This window comes from Streptomyces tailanensis, assembly GCF_008386495.1.
In the GTDB taxonomy this organism is placed as follows: Bacteria; Actinomycetota; Actinomycetes; order Streptomycetales; family Streptomycetaceae; genus Streptomyces; species Streptomyces tailanensis.
The window spans coordinates 1-17026 of record NZ_VTHJ01000039.1; the positions used below are offsets into that span (position 1 = coordinate 1).

Sequence of the window (17026 nt, forward strand, 5' to 3'; positions counted from 1 at the left end):
GAGAGCTATGCCGCTGGGCTCCACCTGCGCGGCTCCATCCTCTGGCTACGCAGCCTGCCAGCCCTCCCATGATCTCAACTCAGAACAGGCCCTAGGCGCCCGGCCAAGCGTCGCAGACCACTCGTGTGGGTGACCCAGAACTACGCAACCGCGACGGTAGCGTGCCATAAGTGATCGAGCCGCACGTCCCCGCACCCCCCGGCGCCTCACCCCCCTGGCGCAGCCAGAGCGGTCACGGCGGCGCCCCAGCCGGCGGCACCGGCGGCCCCCTACGGCTCCCCGTCCGCCCCGGCGTAGGCCGCTTCCTCGTCCTCGCCGGCGTATTCGTCTGCGCGGCCTGCGGACTCGTGTACGAACTCGAACTCGTCGCCCTCGCCTCGTACCTGATCGGCGACTCGGTCACCCAGGCCTCGGTCGTCCTCTCCGTCATGGTCTTCGCCATGGGCCTCGGCTCCCTCGCCGCCAAACGCCTCCGCCCCCACGCGGCCCTCGGCTTCGGCGCCATCGAAGCGGCCCTCGCCCTCGTCGGCGGCAGCAGCGCCCTCGCGATGTACGCCGCCTTCGCCTGGACCGGCGACTGGGGCGGGCTGTGGGCCGGCGGCTCCCGATACCTCCTCGTCGCCTTCTCCCTGGCCATCGGCCTGCTCATCGGCGCCGAAGTCCCCCTGCTGATGGAGCTGATCCAACGCATCCGCCGCCAGGACGCGGGCTGCGCCGTGGCCGACCTGTTCGCCGCCGACTACGTGGGCGCCCTCGTCGGCGGCCTCGCCTTCCCCTTCCTTCTCCTGCCCTGGCTCGGCCAGTTGACCAGCGCCCTGCTCACCGGCACGGTCAACGCCCTGATCGGCGGCGCCCTCGTCCTCGGCCTCTTCCGCCACGACCTCAGCCACCGCGCCCGCTGGCTCCTGCTGATCACGAACCTCGCCGTCCTCGGCCTGCTCGCCACCGCCGCCGTACACGTCGACGACTTCGAACGCGCCGCCAGACGCGCGGTCTACGGCCAAGACGTACGCGTGGCGCTGCACACCGACATCCAGGAAGTCGTCCTCACCGGCGGTACCCACGGCCGCCCCCTCTCCCTCTTCCTCGACGGCCGCCTGCGCGTCAGCGCCCGCGACGGACACCGCTACCACCACGCCCTCGTCCACACCGCCATGAACGCCGGCCCGCACGCCCGCGTCCTCGTCCTCGGCGGCGGCGACGGCCTCGCCGCCCGCGAGGTGCTCCGCCACGACGGCGTACGCCGCGTCGACGTCGTCGAACTCGACCCCGGCGTCGTACGCCTCGCACGCCGCGACCCGGCCCTGTCGTCCCTGAACGGCCACGCCTACGACGACGCCCGCGTCCGTGTCTTCACCGAGGACCCCTTCACCTGGCTGCGCGACGCGAGCCCGACGACGACGTACGACTACGACGTCGTGATCTCCGACCTTCCCGACCCCGGCATCACCGCGAGCACCAAGTTCTACTCGCAGGAGTTCTACGGCCTGGCCCGCGAGGTCCTCGCCGACGACGGCCGACTGGTCGTGCACGCGGGCCCCGTGTCGTCCCGCGCCCACGACTTCTGGACGGTCGACGCCACCCTCCGCGCCGCCGGCCTGCGCACCACGGCCTACCGCGTCCCCGCCGCCCCCGGCCACGGCTTCGTCCTGGCGACCCCGCCCGACGCCCGCCCGCCGGTGACGGACCTCCGGGGCGGGGCCACACTCCTCGGGGACGCCGACCGCGTACGGGGCCTGCCGCCGTCAACGTTGGTGAACCCGAGGTACGCCGACTGAACACGCGGCCACGCGGCGCGGAAGCCGAGCAATGCGCGTATGTATGGGCGCGGGGCGGGGCCGCCTGGGTAGGCTCGACTGCCATGGAGCATGAGGTGTTCGTTCCGGTTCCCGCAGGCCGCCTCCGGGAGGCGCTGTCCGACCCCGAGCGGGTGGCCCGAGCGGTCCCCGGGCTCCAGCAGGACGCGGGCACCCCACCCGTGGCCGGCCGCCTGAAGGTACGCGTCGCCGGCCACACCATCACCTACCGCGGCACCCTCGGCGTCACCGCCCAGGACGACGGCACCTACGCCGTCGAGGGCGACGCCACCGAGGCCCGGGGAACCGGATCCGTGAAGCTCACCCTGACCCTCCGCCTGATCCCGGGGACCGAGGGCACGACCATCGCCTTCGAGGGCACCACCACCGCCGACGGCCGCATCACCGAACTCGACACCGACACGGTCGCAGCGGCGGGAGCGAGACTGCTGGGGAAGTTCGCGGAGAACCTGGGGGATGGGGTCGCCGAGGAGGAGCGGGAGGCACAGGAGGAACAGGAGAAGGCCGATATGGCGGCCGAGGCCGAGCCCGTTGCCGAAGGCCCCGAACATACCGACGGCCAGGACGGTGAGGACGGCGAACCCCCGGCCTCCGTCCACGACGCCGAGGTTCCGCCGTCGCCCCTGGACCCGTTCACCGAGGGCGACTTCGTCGCCGGGGGTGAACCGCCGGCCGAGGCCGCGCATGCGCGCCGGACGATGATCGGGCGCAGCGCGGAGGAGGTGGACCACGCCCCGCCGCGCGGCCGCTATGCCCCCGTCCCGGCCCCCGAGACCGTCTCCGCCGGCGCGGCCCTCCGCTGGGCGGCGCCCGCGGCGGCGCTCGTCGTGGCCTCCGCCATCATCGTGGGCCGGGCGTTGCGCAAACGCCGCTGACGGCGGCGCCGGAAGAGAGCTGGATCCAGGCCGGCTCTACAGGCCGAGAAGCGCTATGTGAAGGGGAAGCGCCGGCTCCTCGGGGAGGGCCGGGGGCTCCTCGCCACGACCGGTGTGCGTGGGGCGGACGGCACGCAGGCCCGTGATGCCGTCGGCCGCCCACTTGGCGTCCGTCGCCGGCAGCGACAGCGTCATGCGCCGCCCGTCGGCAAGCGTGCTCTCCAGCTTGGTCGGGTCGTTCTCCCGGTCGTTCCCCCGGTCGTTCTCCTGCATGGCAACCCACTTCCGTCGCACACCATGAACAACAAGCCTCAGAACAACAAGCCTCAGAACAACAAGCCTCGACACGAAGGACTGCGGCGCGAGGAAAAAAGTTCCCAGTAGGGTCGACACGTGAGTAGCGAAGAGATCACGCTCACCGCGGCTGACGCGGAGGCGGTACTGGCGCCGGGCAACGGCGGACGGGTGGCGAGCCTGCGGATCGGCGGGGTCGAACTGCTGCGCCAGGGCGAGCGGTTCGGGTGCTTCCCGATGGTCCCGTGGTGCGGACGGATCCGCGACGGCCGTTTCCTCAGCGGCGGCGCCGTACAGCAGATGCCCCTCAACGCCCCGCCCAACGCCATCCACGGCACCACCCGGGACGGTGCCTGGCGGGTCGCGAGCCACACCGACACCGAGGCCGTCCTCACGTACGACTTTGTCGACCCCTGGCCCTACCCCGGCCGGGTCACCCAGGTCGCCACGCTCACCCCGGACGCCCTCACCCTGACGATGTCCGTGGAGGCGTACGACTCCTCCTTCCCGGCGCAGATCGGCTGGCACCCCTGGTTCAACCGCACCCTGGGCGGCGGCGGGGAGGGCGTACGGCTCGACTTCGCCCCCGCCTGGCAGGAGGAGCGCGGCGCCGACCACCTCCCCACCGGCAACCGTCTCGACCCGAAGCCCGGCCCCTGGGACGACTGCTTCGGCATGCCCGACGGCGTCGACGTCACCCTCACCTGGCCCGGGCGCCTGGAGCTGAAGGTGGCTTCGCGGGAGGAGTGGGTCGTGGTCTACGACGAGCAGGCCGAGGCCGTGTGCGTGGAGCCGCAGACCGGCCCGCCCAACGGCCTCAACACCCACCCCCGCCTGGTCACCCCGATCGAGCCCCTCGAAGCGGCGACGACATGGAGCTGGCGGCGCCTGTAAGCGGACATAAGGACCCCTTTAAGCTGGCTGCCATGACTGACGTGGACGTACGCGGATCGCTGCTGCAGCAGATCAAGGACAAGGCCGTGGTGCACGGCAAGGTGACCCTGTCGTCGGGTCTGGAGGCGGACTACTACGTCGACCTGCGCCGCGTCACTCTCGACGGTGAGGCCGCCCCGCTGGTCGGACAGGTGCTGCTCGACCTGACCGCCGATCTCGGCTTCGACGCGGTCGGCGGTCTCACGATGGGCGCCGACCCGGTGGCCGGCGCCATGCTGCACGCCGCCGCCGCGCGGGGACGGCGGCTCGACGCCTTCGTCGTACGCAAGGCGGCGAAGGCGCACGGCCTGCAGCGGCGGGTGGAGGGGCCGGACATCGCGGGGCGTCGCGTCCTCGTCGTCGAGGACACCTCCACCACCGGTGGCTCGCCGCTCGCCGCCGTCGAGGCCGTGCGCGAGGCGGGCGCCGAGGTCGTCGCCGTCGCGACCATCGTCGACCGGGCGACCGGCGCCGCCGAGAAGATCGAGAAGGGCGCCGGAGTGCCGTATCTCTTCGCCTTCTCCAAGGACGAGTTGGGCCTGGACTGACGGGCGATTGCGAAATGCCAGGTCAGGGTTACCGAAGAGTTTCGGACGCCCTGGCCGGAGCAGCCGGTCACGTCTGGAAGGATGGGGCCGACGATGACGTCGCAACCCTAGGTCAGGGCTCGTAAGCACAACGCCACCCGCACATACAAGGAGCGGACCATGCCCATCGCAACCCCCGAGGTCTACAACGAGATGCTCGACCGGGCGAAGGCAGGCAAGTTCGCCTACCCGGCCATCAACGTGACCTCGACCCAGACGCTGCACGCCGCGCTGCGCGGCTTCGCGGAGGCGGAGAGCGACGGCATCGTGCAGATCTCGACCGGCGGGGCCGAGTTCCTGGGCGGTCAGTACAGCAAGGACATGGTGACCGGTGCGGTCGCCCTGGCCGAGTTCGCGCACATCGTCGCCGAGAAGTACCCCGTCACGGTCGCCCTGCACACGGACCACTGCCCGAAGGACAAGCTGGACGGTTACGTACGTCCGCTGCTGGCGGTGTCGGAGGAGCGGGTCGCGCGCGGCCAGAACCCCCTCTTCCAGTCCCACATGTGGGACGGCTCGGCGGAGACCCTCGCCGACAACCTCTCCATCGCCCAGGAGCTCCTCGCCCGCGCCGCCGCCGCGAAGATCATCCTGGAGGTCGAGATCACCCCGACCGGCGGCGAGGAGGACGGTGTCTCCCACGAGATCAACGACTCCCTGTACACGACGGTCGACGACGCGATCCGCACCGCCGAGGCCCTCGGCCTGGGCGAGAAGGGCCGCTACCTGCTGGCCGCGTCCTTCGGCAACGTCCACGGCGTCTACAAGCCGGGCAACGTCGTTCTGCGCCCCGACCTCCTGAAGGAGCTCAACGAGGGCGTCGCCGCCCGCTTCGGCAAGGAGTCCCCCTTCGACTTCGTCTTCCACGGCGGCTCCGGCTCCACGGAGGACGAGATCCGCACGGCCCTGGAGAACGGCGTCGTCAAGATGAACATCGACACCGACACCCAGTACGCCTTCACGCGTCCCGTCGCGGCCCACATGTTCCAGAACTACGACGGCGTCCTGAAGGTCGACGGCGAGGTCGGCAACAAGAAGACCTACGACCCCCGCACCTGGGGCAAGCTCGCCGAGGCCTCCATGGCCGCCCGCGTGGTCGAGGCCTGCGGCAACCTGCGGTCCGCGGGCACGAAGATCAAGTAAGCCGCGTCTACTGCGACAGCGAGCCCGGTGCCCTGGCGCCGGGCTCGCTGTATACCTGACGCATGCCCGACATCCGGCTGGCCTCGTCCCAGGGCAGATGGGTACTGCTCACCACCATCCTCGGCTCCAGCATGGCCCTGCTGGACTCCACCGTCGTCAACGTCGCCCTGCCCCGGATGGGGCGCGACCTGGACGCGGATCTCGCCGCCCTCCAGTGGACCGTCAACGCGTACATGCTCACCCTGGCCGGGCTGATCCTGCTCGGCGGCGCCCTCGGTGACCGGTTCGGCCGACGCAGGGTGTTCGTGATCGGCGTGGTGTGGTTCGCCCTGGCGTCCCTGCTGTGCGGCCTCGCGCCGAACGTCGGCGTACTGATCGCGGCCCGTGCGCTGCAGGGCGTGGGCGGGGCCCTGCTCACCCCCGGCTCGCTGGCGCTCATCCAGGCCTCGTTCCACCCCGACGACCGGGCGCGGGCCGTCGGCCTGTGGTCCGGCTTCGGCGGCATCGGCGCCGCCGTCGGCCCGTTCCTGGGCGGCTGGCTGGTGGACGGCCCCGGCTGGCGCTGGGTCTTCCTGCTGAACGTGCCCCTGGCGCTCATCTGCGTCCCGATCGCCACCCGCCACGTACCCGAGTCGGGCGACGGCCAGGCACACCACGGCCGCTTCGACGTTCTTGGCGCGACCCTGGGCGCGTTGTCGTTGGCGTTGGTGACGTACGCCCTGATCGAGGCCGGGGAGGGCTCACTGGCGGTGACCGTGTCGGCCGTCACGGGAGTCGTGGCGGGCGCGGCCTTCGTCTACGTCGAACGCCGGCGCCCCGATCCGATGATGCCGCCGAAGATCTTCGCCTCCCGCCAGTTCACGGTGGTCAACCTCGTCACCCTGTGCGTGTACGCGGCCTTCGGCGGCTTCTTCTTCCTCGTCGCGCTCCAACTCCAGGTGGTGTCGGGCTACTCGGCGCTGGGCGCGGGCACGGCCCTGCTCCCCATCACGGTCCTGATGCTCCTGCTCTCCTCCCGCGCGGGCGCGCTCGGCGAACGGATCGGCCCTCGCATCCCCCTCACCGTCGGCCCACTGCTGTGCGCGGCGGGCATGGTGCTGGCGCTGCGGGTGGGGCCGGAGGCGTCGTACGTCGCCGATGTCCTGCCCGCGCTGGTGGTGCTCGGCCTCGGCATGGTCACCCTGGTCGCACCCCTGACCGCGACGGTCCTGGCCTCGGTCGACACCGAGCACGCGGGTCTGGCGAGCGGCATCAACAACGCGGCGGCCCGAGCGGCCAGCCTCGTCGCCGTGGCCGCGTTGCCGCTGATCGCGGGGATGGGCCCGGAGGCGTACCGCTCGGCGCCCCAGTTCGACGACGCGTTCGGCACGGCGATGATCGTCTGCGCCGCCACGCTGGTCGCCGGCGCGGCCCTGGCCTACGCCACGATCCGCCGGCCGGCCCCGGACTGCCGCCACCCCGAATGCCGGACGCATTGCGGGGTGACGGCTCCGCCGCTGGAGGCGGGGGAGGTGGATGAGCCTGGCGGCCGGGCGAAGTGAGGGGAGCTCAGCTGTCGTCGTCCGGCGTGGGCAGGCGCAGTCCGCGTGATTCGGCGACTCTCAGTGCGTCGCCGAGGCACTCGGCCAGCCGGAGCCCGGCGTACCACACTTCGGTGGGCGGGGACGCGGGGTCGTCCAGCACCTTGCGGGCGTGGCCGAGTACGTCGGTGCCCATGGTCAGTTGCACGGCCTCCATCTCGTCGGCCAGGCGGGACACGTAGCCGCCCTCGTCACTGGGGACGAGGTAGCACGGCTTGCCCTCCGGGGAGATCCAGGGGAGGAGGCGGGGAGTGACGGCCGGGTCGATCACGCGGCGACCTCTGCGAGGTAGGGGCGGACGAGGGGGCTGGTACCGCCGTCGAAGGGGGCGAGGTCGAGGCTGTAGGGGGAGCGGTGGGGCGGTAGATGTTCGGCGGGGTGGGGCAGGGGCGCGGGCCGTTGCAGGGCGGGGCGGGTGCTCGCGCGGTGCGTACCCGTGCCCGGGGCGAGCAGAAGGCCCAGTAGGCGGGCGGTACGGCGGATAAGGTTGCGCATGTCGATGCTCCACTTCAGCGTCGGCCACGCCCCGGGGTCCTGGCAGACCGCCGGGGACTTTCGTTCCTCAAGACTACAGTGCATTAGGGAGCGTCGGGTAGCAATAGGAAGCACATGGATGCACCTAGTTGTTGCCGTACGTAGTGCGGCGCGTCGAGCCGCCTTAGCGTGCAGGTATGTCTGACGACCGTGACTGGAGCCCCGACCTGACGAGTCACGTCTACGTGTATCTCCAGGTCGTGCATCACATCGCCGAGCAGATCCGTACCGGGCGGCTGCCCGCAGGGGCCCGGCTTCCGGCCGAGCGCGACCTCGCCGAGCAGTACGGCGTGGCCGTCAACACCATCCGCCGGGCTGTCCGCGACCTCCGCGATCAAGGCCTCGTCATCACTGTCCCCGTAAAGGGCACCTTCGTTCGAGCCGAGCAGCCGCCCACGGACGACAGTCCCGAAGAGGGCCCAGCCGCCGACTGACGGTGAGCCCCACCCGTACCGCTCCCCGGCACCCCCATGGGCCAGACTGGAACCCATGACGATTCACGAGAACCTCCTCGGGGGCCCGCCCCCGACGCACCTCCCCGACGACCCGGAGCCCCGCGCACTCCTCGCGAACGGCACGGCCCCGGCCGACGTCGCCGCCAAGTACCCCACCTCCTCCCTCGCCTGGGCGCAGCTCGCCGACGACGCGTACGAGCGCGGCAGCGTCGTGGAGTCGTACGCCTACGCCCGTACGGGCTACCACCGCGGCCTCGACGCCCTGCGCCGCAGCGGCTGGAAGGGGCATGGCCCCGTCCCTTGGGAGCACGAGCCGAACCGCGGCTTCCTGCGCGCCCTGCACGCCCTCGCCCGCGCCGCGCAGGCGATCGGTGAGCAGGAGGAGTACGAGCGTTGCTCCCAGTTCCTGAAGGACTCCTCGCCCACGGCGGCCCAGACCCTGAGCTGACCCATCGAGCCCATTCGGGCTCATTCGGGCCCATTCCCGCAGGTCCGCCCGGTGTGACCAGGCGGACCTTGCGGTTCGGGGGCGTATCCCCGACCATGCCGGTGGGGACCGGGGCCCCCGTGTCGGTAACGGCAGGGGCGGACCGCTACCCGGAGTACACAACAGGAGACAGCGATGTCCCAGCCGGCTCAGCCCGTCGAGGCTTCGGAGCCCGAGACCCCGCATCTCGACTTCCAGGGAACGACCCCGTACGAGGACTACGTCCAGGCCGACGTCCTCACCCATCTCCAGCACCCCCTCTCCGACGACCCCGGAGAGATGGTCTTCCTGGTGACCACCCAGGTCATGGAGCTGTGGTTCACCGTCATCGTCCACGAGTGGGAGACCGCGACCACCGCGATCCGGAACGACGACGTAGCGAGGGCCAGGGACGCGCTGAAGCGTTCCGTACGGGAGCTGGAGGCCCTGAACGCCTCCTGGAAGCCCCTCGGCCAGCTCACCCCCGCCCAGTTCAACTCCTACCGCGCCGCCCTCGGCGAGGGCTCCGGCTTCCAGTCGGCGATGTACCGCCGTATGGAGTTCCTGCTCGGCGAGAAGTCCTCCTCCATGCTCGTCCCGCACCGGGGCGCCCCGCGCGTCCACGCCGAACTCGAGAAGGCGCTGCACGAGCCGAGCCTCTACGACGAGGTCCTGCGCCTTCTGGCCCGCCGCGGCCACGCGATCCCCGAGTCCGTCGTGAACCGTGACGTCTCCCAGCGCTACGAGCCCTCACCCGAGGTCGAGGGGGTGTGGACCGAGCTGTACTCCGGCGACCCGGACCACGAACTCGCCCGCCTCGGCGAGGCGTTGACGGATGTCGCCGAACTCGTCTGGCGCTGGCGCAACGACCACCTGGTCGCCACCCGCCGCGCGATGGGCGCCAAGGCCGGCACGGGCGGCTCCGCCGGCGTGGCCTGGCTGGAGAAGCGCGCCCGCAAGAACGTGTTCCCCGAGCTGTGGACGGCGCGCTCCCATGTCTGAATCGACCTCTGAACTCACTTTGCAAGCCGGCGAGTTGGACGCGGCCGACGAACTGTCGAAGCTGCGCGAACGCTTCGTCCTCGACGACGCGGTGTACCTCGACGGCAACTCCCTCGGCGCCCTCCCCGCGAACGTCCCCGGCGCGGTCGCCGACGTCGTGCACCGCCAGTGGGGCGAGTTGCGCATCCGGTCCTGGGACGAGAGCGGCTGGTGGACGGCGCCGGAGCGGATCGGCGACCGTATCGCTCCGCTGGTGGGCGCGGCGCCGGGCCAGATCGTGGTGGGGGACTCCACGAGCGTCAACGTGTTCAAGGCGGTGGTGGCGGCGGTTCGTCTGGCGGAGGAAGACGGGGAAGGTGGTGAGGGCCGGGACGAGATCCTGGTCGACGCGACGACGTTCCCCACGGACGGCTACATCGCCGAGTCGGCGGCCCGCATGACCGGCCGCACCCTCCGCCCGGTGACCCCGGCGGAGGTGCCGGACGCCCTGAGCTCCCGTACGGCGGCCGTACTCCTCAACCACGTCGACTACCGCACGGGCCGCCTCCACGACCTGCCCGGCCTGACGGCCGCGATCCACGAGGCGGGGGCGTACGCCGTCTGGGACCTGTGCCACAGCGCGGGCGCCCTGCCGGTCGGCCTCGACGCGCACGGGGTCGACCTGGCGGTCGGCTGCACGTACAAGTACCTGAACGGGGGCCCGGGTTCGCCCGCGTACCTCTACGTACGACGCGACCTCCAGCCCCGTTTCGACTCGCCCCTGCCCGGCTGGAACTCCCACGTGGAGCCGTTCGGCATGAGCCCCGCGTACGAGCCCGTCGCGGGCGCGCGACGCGGCCGCGTCGGCACACCTGACATTCTGTCAATGCTTGCTCTGGAGGCGGCACTTGAGGTCTGGGATGGCGTCTCGATCGAGTCGGTCCGCGCCAAGTCCCTGGCCCTGACCGACTTCTTCCTGCAGTGCGTGACGTCGTACGTCCCCGAAGGGTGCGTCGAGTCCCTCACCCCGACACCCCACACGGAACGCGGCAGCCAGGTGGCCCTCCGCTGCGACAATGCCGGCGAGGTCATGAAGCACCTCATCACCGAGGGCGTCATAGGCGACTTCCGCCACCCGGACGTCCTCCGCTTCGGCTTCACCCCCCTCTACGTCGGCTTCGGGGATGTGGAGAGGGCGGCCCTGGTACTGGCACAGACGTTGGAGTCACTCGACTAGCGGCGTCCTGGCCCACACGTCCCCCCAGCTGCGCGCAGTCGTGCCGCTGGGGCGATGGGGGTACCTCCCGCTCGAGCGAAGCCGAGAGTGGGGGAGGGTGGGCGCAGGCGGCACCCTGTCAGCGCCGGCAAGCGCCCCCCACCCCCGCCCAGCACCGATGCCGGGTCACAACGCACCCCGGCGCACCCACACACCCCTCCGCACGCCCCCACCAGCTCGACGTACAAAAACCGCCAGAACCGTCAACCTCACCCAGCGTCACATCCCGGTGTCGACGCACGTCACCGGCCTGATACCGTCCCCGCACAACGGCAGGCATCCTCACCCCCCGGCCCGCCCACCCCCAAACCCTTCCAAACCCGTTTCACCCTTGAGAGGTTGGAGCATGCCGCACGACGACGCCGCAGCCCGCGATGCCGCCGAAGAGGCGTCCGCCTTCTCACACCCCCCGGTCGACCCCGACACCACCACCGCGTACGGCACCGACCACCCCGACCAGGTGATCGACTTCTACGCCCCGCGCACCCCCGCCACCGACACGGCGGTGCCCTTGGTCGTCGTCCTGCACGGCGGTGCCTGGCGCGCCCCGTACGACCGCCGCCACATCACCCCGTTCGCCGACTACCTGGCCCGCCGAGGCTTCGCCGTGGCCAACGTCGAGTACAGAAGGGGCAGTTCACTCCCGGCCCAGACCGGCGCGGCCGGCAGCGCGGGGGGCCCGATCGCGGGCCGCTGGCCGGAGACGTTCGACGACGTCGCCGCCGCCCTGGACGCCCTGCCCGACCTCGTACGAGAGGCCCTGCCGCAGGCGGACCCGCGCCGCACGGTCCTCACCGGCCACTCCGCCGGCGGCCAGCTCGCCCTGTGGGCCGCCGCCCGCCACGTACTCCCGGCCGACACTCCGTGGCACACCCCCCGCCCGCCCGCGCTGCGCGGCGTCGTGGCCCTGGCCCCGATCGCGGACTTCGCCGTAGCCGGGAAACTCGACGTCTGCGGCGGCGCGGCCACCCAACTCCTCGGCGGCCAGGACCATTTCGCCGAACGCCGCGCCTACGCCGACCCGTCCCTCCTCCTCCCCACCGGCATCGCCACAACCCTTGTACAGGGCCGCACCGACATCGTCGTACCGCAGGCCGTGGCCGAGTCCTACGCGGACGCGGCGGCGAAGGCGGGCGAGGTCGTGGGCCTGACGCTGCTGGAGGACGTGGGCCACTTCCCCCTGATCGACCCGGCGGCGGACGCGTGCGCGGTGGTGGCGGAGGAGATCGCACAGCTGGCGTGGTGAACGGGGGGCCGCCTTGACCCCACGGGGATACCCGTAATACCTGAGAGCTACCTCCCAGATGAGCTCCCTGGCGTGACGCCGACGACGCCTCCCGATTCGTAATTTCCCTTCCAGAGCGGCCCGACCAGCGGCCGGGCTGAACTGGAAGGGGCGGGCACCATGGGAACCGCGACGCGGCATACGGCAGAACTCGATGCGCTCACGGAGCCAACGCCGGAGCCCCGCACCCGCCTGCGTCGCACCCGCACTCACCCGCATGGCACCCGTACCTGTACCCGCCTGCTCCGCACCCTCCTCGCCCTGCTCATCGCCACCGCCGTCATCATGCCGGTCTCCGCCGCGGCGGCCGGCCCACAGATCCCGGCCCCGGCCCCCGCCACCCTCGCCGCGCCGACACCAAAGACGCTGGAGTCGACGTACGCGGCGAACCGTACGAACGCCGAGCGGGCGTCCCATATGGCGGAGGCCCACGGCGACCGGAGCCGGGCGGCGACGGACCGCGCGATGGCGGCGCCCACCCGGCAGTTCCTGAAGTTCGACGGCCGGGGCCCCGGCCAGGCGGTCGAGGTCTTCGGCGACCTGCTGAAGGCGGATCGCGTGGCGGTACTGGTCCCGGGCTCGGACACCAGCCTGGACACGTACGACCGCTTCCACAAGGCCGCCCGAGCCCTGTACGACCGGATGGGCACCGGCACCGCGGTGATCGCCTGGCTCGGCTACGAGACGCCGAAGACGATCAGCACGACGGTCTTGACCCCCACCCGGGCCGAGCAGGCGGCCCCGAAGCTCCGCACGTTCATACGCGACCTGCGCGGACTGCTGCCAAGCACCGCCCACGTCACCCTGGTCTGCCACTCATACGGCTCGGTGGTGTGCGGCCGAGCCGCAGCGGGCCTGAACGGCGTGACGGACATCGCCCTGATCGGCAGCCCCGGTACGGGCGCGGACAGCGCGGCCACGTTGCACACATCCGCGCGCATATGGGCGGCCCGAGGCACCGACGACTGGGTCGGGATGGTCCCGCACACCCGGGCCGACCTCTTCGGCACCACGGTCGGCTTCGGCACCGACCCCATCTCCCCGACCTTCGGCGCCCGCGTCTTCCCCGCAGACAACGCAGGCCACAGCGACTACTTCACCCCGGGCTCCCTCTCCCTGGAGCACCTCGCCCGAATAACCCTCGGTATTGCCAAGGAGCGAACCCATGCGTGAGCTCGCAGAAGCGGAAGGCGAAGCCGCAGTCGCCGACGGTGCGCAGCCCCCACTGGGGCCACCCGCACCCGACGACGATTCCCGCACGGGTGGTGCGAGTGGGAACCCAAACCCGGCCGAAGGCCGGGTGCCCCACAACGCACCCGCACGAAGCCCACGTTCCGCACGCACCCGCCCCACCCTCCACCACGCAGTCCACCGCATCGACAACGCCACCCCCGCCACCCGCGACCGCGCAGTGGACGCCCTCCGCGCCCTCGCCATACTCGGCATAATCCTGGGCCACTGGCTGGTAACCGCCCTGGTCGCGGACGGTGGCACCCTCCATAACGCCAGCCCCCTCCAACACATGCCCTGGCTGGCCCCCATCTCCTGGCTCTTCCAGACTCTGTCCGTCTTCTTCCTGGTGGGCGGCCACGTAGCGACGAAGAGCTACACCTCGGCACAGGCCCGCGGCACCACGTACCCCCAATGGCTCCGCACCCGCCTGACCCGCCTGTTCGCGCCCGTCGTCGCGGTACTGCTGCTCTGGACGGCCGTGGCGACAGCCCTCCTCCTCACTGGCACCGACCTAGCGACGGTCCACACCCTCCTCAAACTGGCCCTGTCCCCTCTGTGGTTCCTCCTGGTGTTCGCCGCCCTGACAGCGGCAACTCCCCTGGTGATCCGCCTCAACCCCCTGTGGCCCTTGGCGGTCGTCCTGCACGTCGACCTCATCCGCTTCGGCCTCCACGGCCCCGACGCACTCGGCTGGGTGAACCTGGCCGCAGGCTGGCTGGTGCCGTACACCCTGGGCGCGGCCTGGACGCGAGGCGAGTTGAACCGCCGTCGCGCGGGCTGGCTCCTGCTCGCGACCGGTACGACGGCGACGGCGGCCCTGATCCTCTGGGCCGGCTACCCGGCGTCGATGGTCGGCGTCCCCGGCGCATCCGTCTCCAACCTGAACCCGCCGACCCTCGCCGCGGTGACCTTCGGCCTGGCCCAGTGCGGCCTGGCGCTCCTGCTGCGCGGCCCCCTCCGCCGCACCCTCCGGCGCCGACCGATGGCCTGGGCGGCGGTGGCCCTCGTCAACCTCTCCGCGATGACGGTGTTCCTCTGGCACCAGACGGCACTGATGGCGACCACCGGCACAGGCCTGGCCGCGGGCCACCTCCCCGGCCTGCACACCCTCCCCGACGACCCGACCTGGATAGCGGCCCGCCTCGCCTGGCTCCCGGTGTTCGCCGTCGCCCTCCTGCTCTGCTGGGCGGCGTTCCACGGCTACGAGACCCACGGCCGGAAGGAAAACGGGAAAGGGAACCGGGGCGAGAACCGGCACTCGGAAACGGCACGTCGCCCCAAAATCCCGCAGTCCAGGACGGTGCCCCATGCCTAGGGTGGTCCGAATGAGCACGGTGGAGAAGCGGCTGACGAGGGGTCTGCGCACGCTGCGCGAAGACCTGTTGAGCAGCGAGTCCCATCCGCTGCCGGCGTCGGTGTGGCTGCGCTGGCTGCCACACGGCCTGGTCTGCCTGGCCGCGTTCGCCCTCACGCTGGGCAACATCGACCAGATGGACGACCGCTACCACCTGGGCGCGGAGTACACCGTGCTGTGCTCGCTGGCCCAGGGCGCGGCGGTGGCGCTGGCGCTGTGGTGGCCGGTTCCGGCGTGGTGGGCCTCCCTGGTCGTCACCGTGGTGGTGGCCATGGGCGTCCGGGTCCAACAGTTCCAACTGCTCACCGGGGCAGCCCAGTTCGACGTCACGGTCCCGACCGGCCTGCCGCGGGGCGACGTTCCATGGCCGTGGAGTCCACCCGGACTGATCGCGCACGCCGTGATCCTCTTCCTGCTCGCGCTACGACTGCCCACCCGCGTCGCGGTCGAGGTGCTGGCGTTGACCGCCCTGGCCACCTATGTCGTCCAGGGAGTCATCGGCGCCCCGGCCTACTCGTCGACGAGCCCCCTCGCGATGGCCCTCTTCATCGGCGTCGTCCTCCTCGGCAGCACCATGCGCGGCCGCCGCGAGGCCCGTACCCAACTCGTCGAACAGGCCGGCCTCACCGCCGAGGAACGTGCCCGCCGGACCCTCCTGGAGGAGCGCAGCCGTATCGCGCGCGAGCTGCACGACGTGGTCGCCCACCACATGTCGGTGATCTCCATCCAGGCCCAGGTCGCCCCCCACCTGGTGGAGAACCCGTCCGACGAACTGAAGGAGAACCTCCACGGCATCCGGCAGAACGCGCTGGAGGCGCTCACCGAACTCCGCCGCGTCCTCGGCGTCCTGCGCGCCGAGCACCCGTCGGACCCCGACGACCCGCGCGACCCGCACGACATGGCGGCCGTCGCCGAAGGCACCGCCCCGCACGCCCCGCAGCCCACCCTGGACCGTCTCGACGCCCTGATGGAGAACACCCGCGCCGCGGGCCTCGCGGTCACCGCCGAGATCGACGGCGACGTACGCCCGCTGTCGCCCGGCGTGGAGCTGTCGGCATACCGGATCATCCAGGAGGCCCTCAGCAACGCGTTGCGCCACGCACCCGGGTCGACCGTCCGGGTGGAAGTGACCCACTTCCCGCGCGGCCTGCAACTGAGGATCATCAACTCCCGGCCGCACCGCCCCGCCCCGCCGTCCCCCGGTGCGGGCCACGGACTGCTCGGCATGCGCGAGCGTGCCACGATGCTCGGTGGCACCCTCATGGCGACCGGGACCTCCCACGGCGGGTTCGCGGTGGTGGCCTTCCTCCCCCGGAACGGCGCCCCCGGGAGCGAGACCCCCGCTCCCACGGATGCCCCCACCGACACCCCTGCCGACACGATCGGCACACCATCGGGTACAACGGTGCCCCGTGCCTCCGGAACCTCACCGGAGACGACAGGAGAAGAGCCCTCCCCATGACGATGTCGAGCAGCACCATCCGCGTAGTGATCGCCGACGACCAGCAGATGGTCCGGCAGGGCTTCTCGGTGCTGCTGAACACCCAGCCCGACATCGACGTCGTCGGCCAGGCGGTGCACGGCCTCGACGCGATCGACAAGGTCGCCGAACTCGCCCCGGACGTCGTCCTGATGGACATCCGCATGCCCGAGCTCGGCGGCATCGAGGCCACCCGCCGCATCACCACCGAGAACCCGCACATCAGAGTCCTCGTCCTCACCACCTTCGACCTCGACGAGTACGTGTACGAGGCCCTGCGCGCCGGCGCGTCCGGCTTCCTCCTCAAGGACGCCTCCGCCGACCAACTCGCCGAAGCGGTACGGGTGGTGGCGTCCGGCGACGCCCTGCTCGCGCCCGGTATCACCCGCCGCCTCATCGCCGAGTTCTCCCGCCTCGGCACCGCACCCCGCACCCCGCTGAAGGACCGCGTCGGCGACCTGACCGAGCGGGAGACGGAAGTGCTCGCCCTGATCGCCCAGGGCCTGTCCAACGCCGAGATCGCCCAGCATCTCGTCGTCGCCGAACAGACCGTGAAGACCCACGTGGGCCGCATCCTGGTCAAACTGGGCCTGCGCGACCGCACCCAGGCAGCGGTGTACGCCTACGAATCGGGCCTGGTCCGCCCCACGGGCTACTGACCGGCCGCCGGCCACGGCCTCCCCGTAGGACAGGGCCTACCTGTAGTACCTGAGACGGATCCCGACAGACCCCC

18 protein-coding genes are annotated in these 17026 nt (G+C 71.6%); 15 read left to right on the forward strand and 3 right to left on the reverse strand.

Annotated features, from left to right (window positions below; genetic code table 11):
• Positions 1-170: 170 nt before the first annotated feature.
• The gene (locus F3T56_RS27895; RefSeq protein ID WP_149828130.1) at positions 171-1778 is read left to right on the forward strand and encodes a polyamine aminopropyltransferase; all 1608 of its coding nucleotides are present in this window, start codon (positions 171-173) and stop codon (positions 1776-1778) included.
• 83 nt (positions 1779-1861) lie between these two features.
• Complete coding sequence (locus F3T56_RS27900; protein WP_149828131.1) at positions 1862-2692, forward strand: SRPBCC family protein; 831 nt, start codon at positions 1862-1864, stop codon at positions 2690-2692.
• A 36-nt stretch (positions 2693-2728) separates the two neighbouring features.
• On the opposite strand, the gene F3T56_RS27905 is transcribed toward F3T56_RS27900, so the two are convergent.
• Positions 2729-2965, reverse strand: coding sequence for a hypothetical protein (locus F3T56_RS27905; RefSeq protein ID WP_149828132.1), 237 nt, complete (start codon positions 2963-2965; stop codon positions 2729-2731).
• A gap of 120 nt (positions 2966-3085) precedes the next feature.
• On the opposite strand from F3T56_RS27905, the gene F3T56_RS27910 reads away from it, so the two are divergent.
• From F3T56_RS27910 to F3T56_RS27925, 4 genes are all read left to right on the forward strand, one after another.
• Positions 3086-3880, forward strand: a complete 795-nt coding sequence (locus tag F3T56_RS27910; protein ID WP_149828133.1) for an aldose epimerase family protein — start codon at positions 3086-3088, stop codon at positions 3878-3880.
• A gap of 32 nt (positions 3881-3912) precedes the next feature.
• Positions 3913-4467: an orotate phosphoribosyltransferase gene (gene pyrE / locus F3T56_RS27915; RefSeq protein ID WP_149828134.1), complete on the forward strand. Its 555-nt coding sequence runs from the start codon at positions 3913-3915 to the stop codon at positions 4465-4467.
• A gap of 159 nt (positions 4468-4626) precedes the next feature.
• The gene (gene fbaA / locus F3T56_RS27920; protein WP_149828135.1) at positions 4627-5649 is read left to right on the forward strand and encodes a class II fructose-bisphosphate aldolase; all 1023 of its coding nucleotides are present in this window, start codon (positions 4627-4629) and stop codon (positions 5647-5649) included.
• Positions 5650-5711: 62 nt separating this feature from the next.
• Complete coding sequence (locus F3T56_RS27925) at positions 5712-7190, forward strand: MFS transporter (RefSeq protein WP_149828136.1); 1479 nt, start codon at positions 5712-5714, stop codon at positions 7188-7190.
• A 7-nt stretch (positions 7191-7197) separates the two neighbouring features.
• Here F3T56_RS27925 and F3T56_RS27930 read toward each other — a convergent pair whose 3' ends face one another.
• Both F3T56_RS27930 and F3T56_RS27935 read right to left on the reverse strand, forming a co-directional pair.
• Positions 7198-7500 (reverse strand): hypothetical protein, encoded by a 303-nt coding sequence (locus F3T56_RS27930; RefSeq protein ID WP_246203932.1) that lies wholly within the window; start codon positions 7498-7500, stop codon positions 7198-7200.
• Positions 7497-7724, reverse strand: coding sequence for a hypothetical protein (locus F3T56_RS27935; protein WP_149828137.1), 228 nt, complete (start codon positions 7722-7724; stop codon positions 7497-7499). The genes F3T56_RS27930 and F3T56_RS27935 overlap by 4 nt, the downstream gene beginning before the upstream one ends.
• Positions 7725-7900: 176 nt before the next feature.
• On the opposite strand from F3T56_RS27935, the gene F3T56_RS27940 reads away from it, so the two are divergent.
• The 9 genes from F3T56_RS27940 to F3T56_RS27980 all read left to right on the forward strand — a co-directional run bounded on the left by F3T56_RS27940 (position 7901) and on the right by F3T56_RS27980 (position 16952).
• Positions 7901-8197, forward strand: coding sequence for a GntR family transcriptional regulator (locus F3T56_RS27940; protein ID WP_172639171.1), 297 nt, complete (start codon positions 7901-7903; stop codon positions 8195-8197).
• A gap of 55 nt (positions 8198-8252) precedes the next feature.
• On the forward strand, positions 8253-8666 hold the full coding sequence (locus tag F3T56_RS27945) for a DUF3151 domain-containing protein (RefSeq protein WP_149828138.1): 414 nt from the start codon (positions 8253-8255) through the stop codon (positions 8664-8666).
• A gap of 174 nt (positions 8667-8840) precedes the next feature.
• On the forward strand, positions 8841-9686 hold the full coding sequence (locus F3T56_RS27950; protein ID WP_149828139.1) for a tryptophan 2,3-dioxygenase family protein: 846 nt from the start codon (positions 8841-8843) through the stop codon (positions 9684-9686).
• Positions 9679-10902, forward strand: a complete 1224-nt coding sequence (gene kynU, locus F3T56_RS27955) for a kynureninase (RefSeq protein WP_149828140.1) — start codon at positions 9679-9681, stop codon at positions 10900-10902. The genes F3T56_RS27950 and kynU overlap by 8 nt, the downstream gene beginning before the upstream one ends.
• A 385-nt stretch (positions 10903-11287) precedes the next feature.
• The gene (locus F3T56_RS27960) at positions 11288-12187 is read left to right on the forward strand and encodes an alpha/beta hydrolase family protein (RefSeq protein WP_149828141.1); all 900 of its coding nucleotides are present in this window, start codon (positions 11288-11290) and stop codon (positions 12185-12187) included.
• Between the two features lie 159 nt (positions 12188-12346).
• Positions 12347-13399, forward strand: coding sequence for an alpha/beta hydrolase (locus F3T56_RS27965; protein ID WP_149828142.1), 1053 nt, complete (start codon positions 12347-12349; stop codon positions 13397-13399).
• Positions 13392-14774, forward strand: coding sequence for an acyltransferase family protein (locus tag F3T56_RS27970; RefSeq protein ID WP_246203933.1), 1383 nt, complete (start codon positions 13392-13394; stop codon positions 14772-14774). The genes F3T56_RS27965 and F3T56_RS27970 overlap by 8 nt, the downstream gene beginning before the upstream one ends.
• Positions 14775-14784: 10 nt before the next feature.
• Complete coding sequence (locus F3T56_RS27975; RefSeq protein WP_246203935.1) at positions 14785-16275, forward strand: sensor histidine kinase; 1491 nt, start codon at positions 14785-14787, stop codon at positions 16273-16275.
• A gap of 2 nt (positions 16276-16277) precedes the next feature.
• Complete coding sequence (locus F3T56_RS27980; protein WP_149828208.1) at positions 16278-16952, forward strand: response regulator; 675 nt, start codon at positions 16278-16280, stop codon at positions 16950-16952.
• Positions 16953-17026 lie beyond the last annotated feature (74 nt).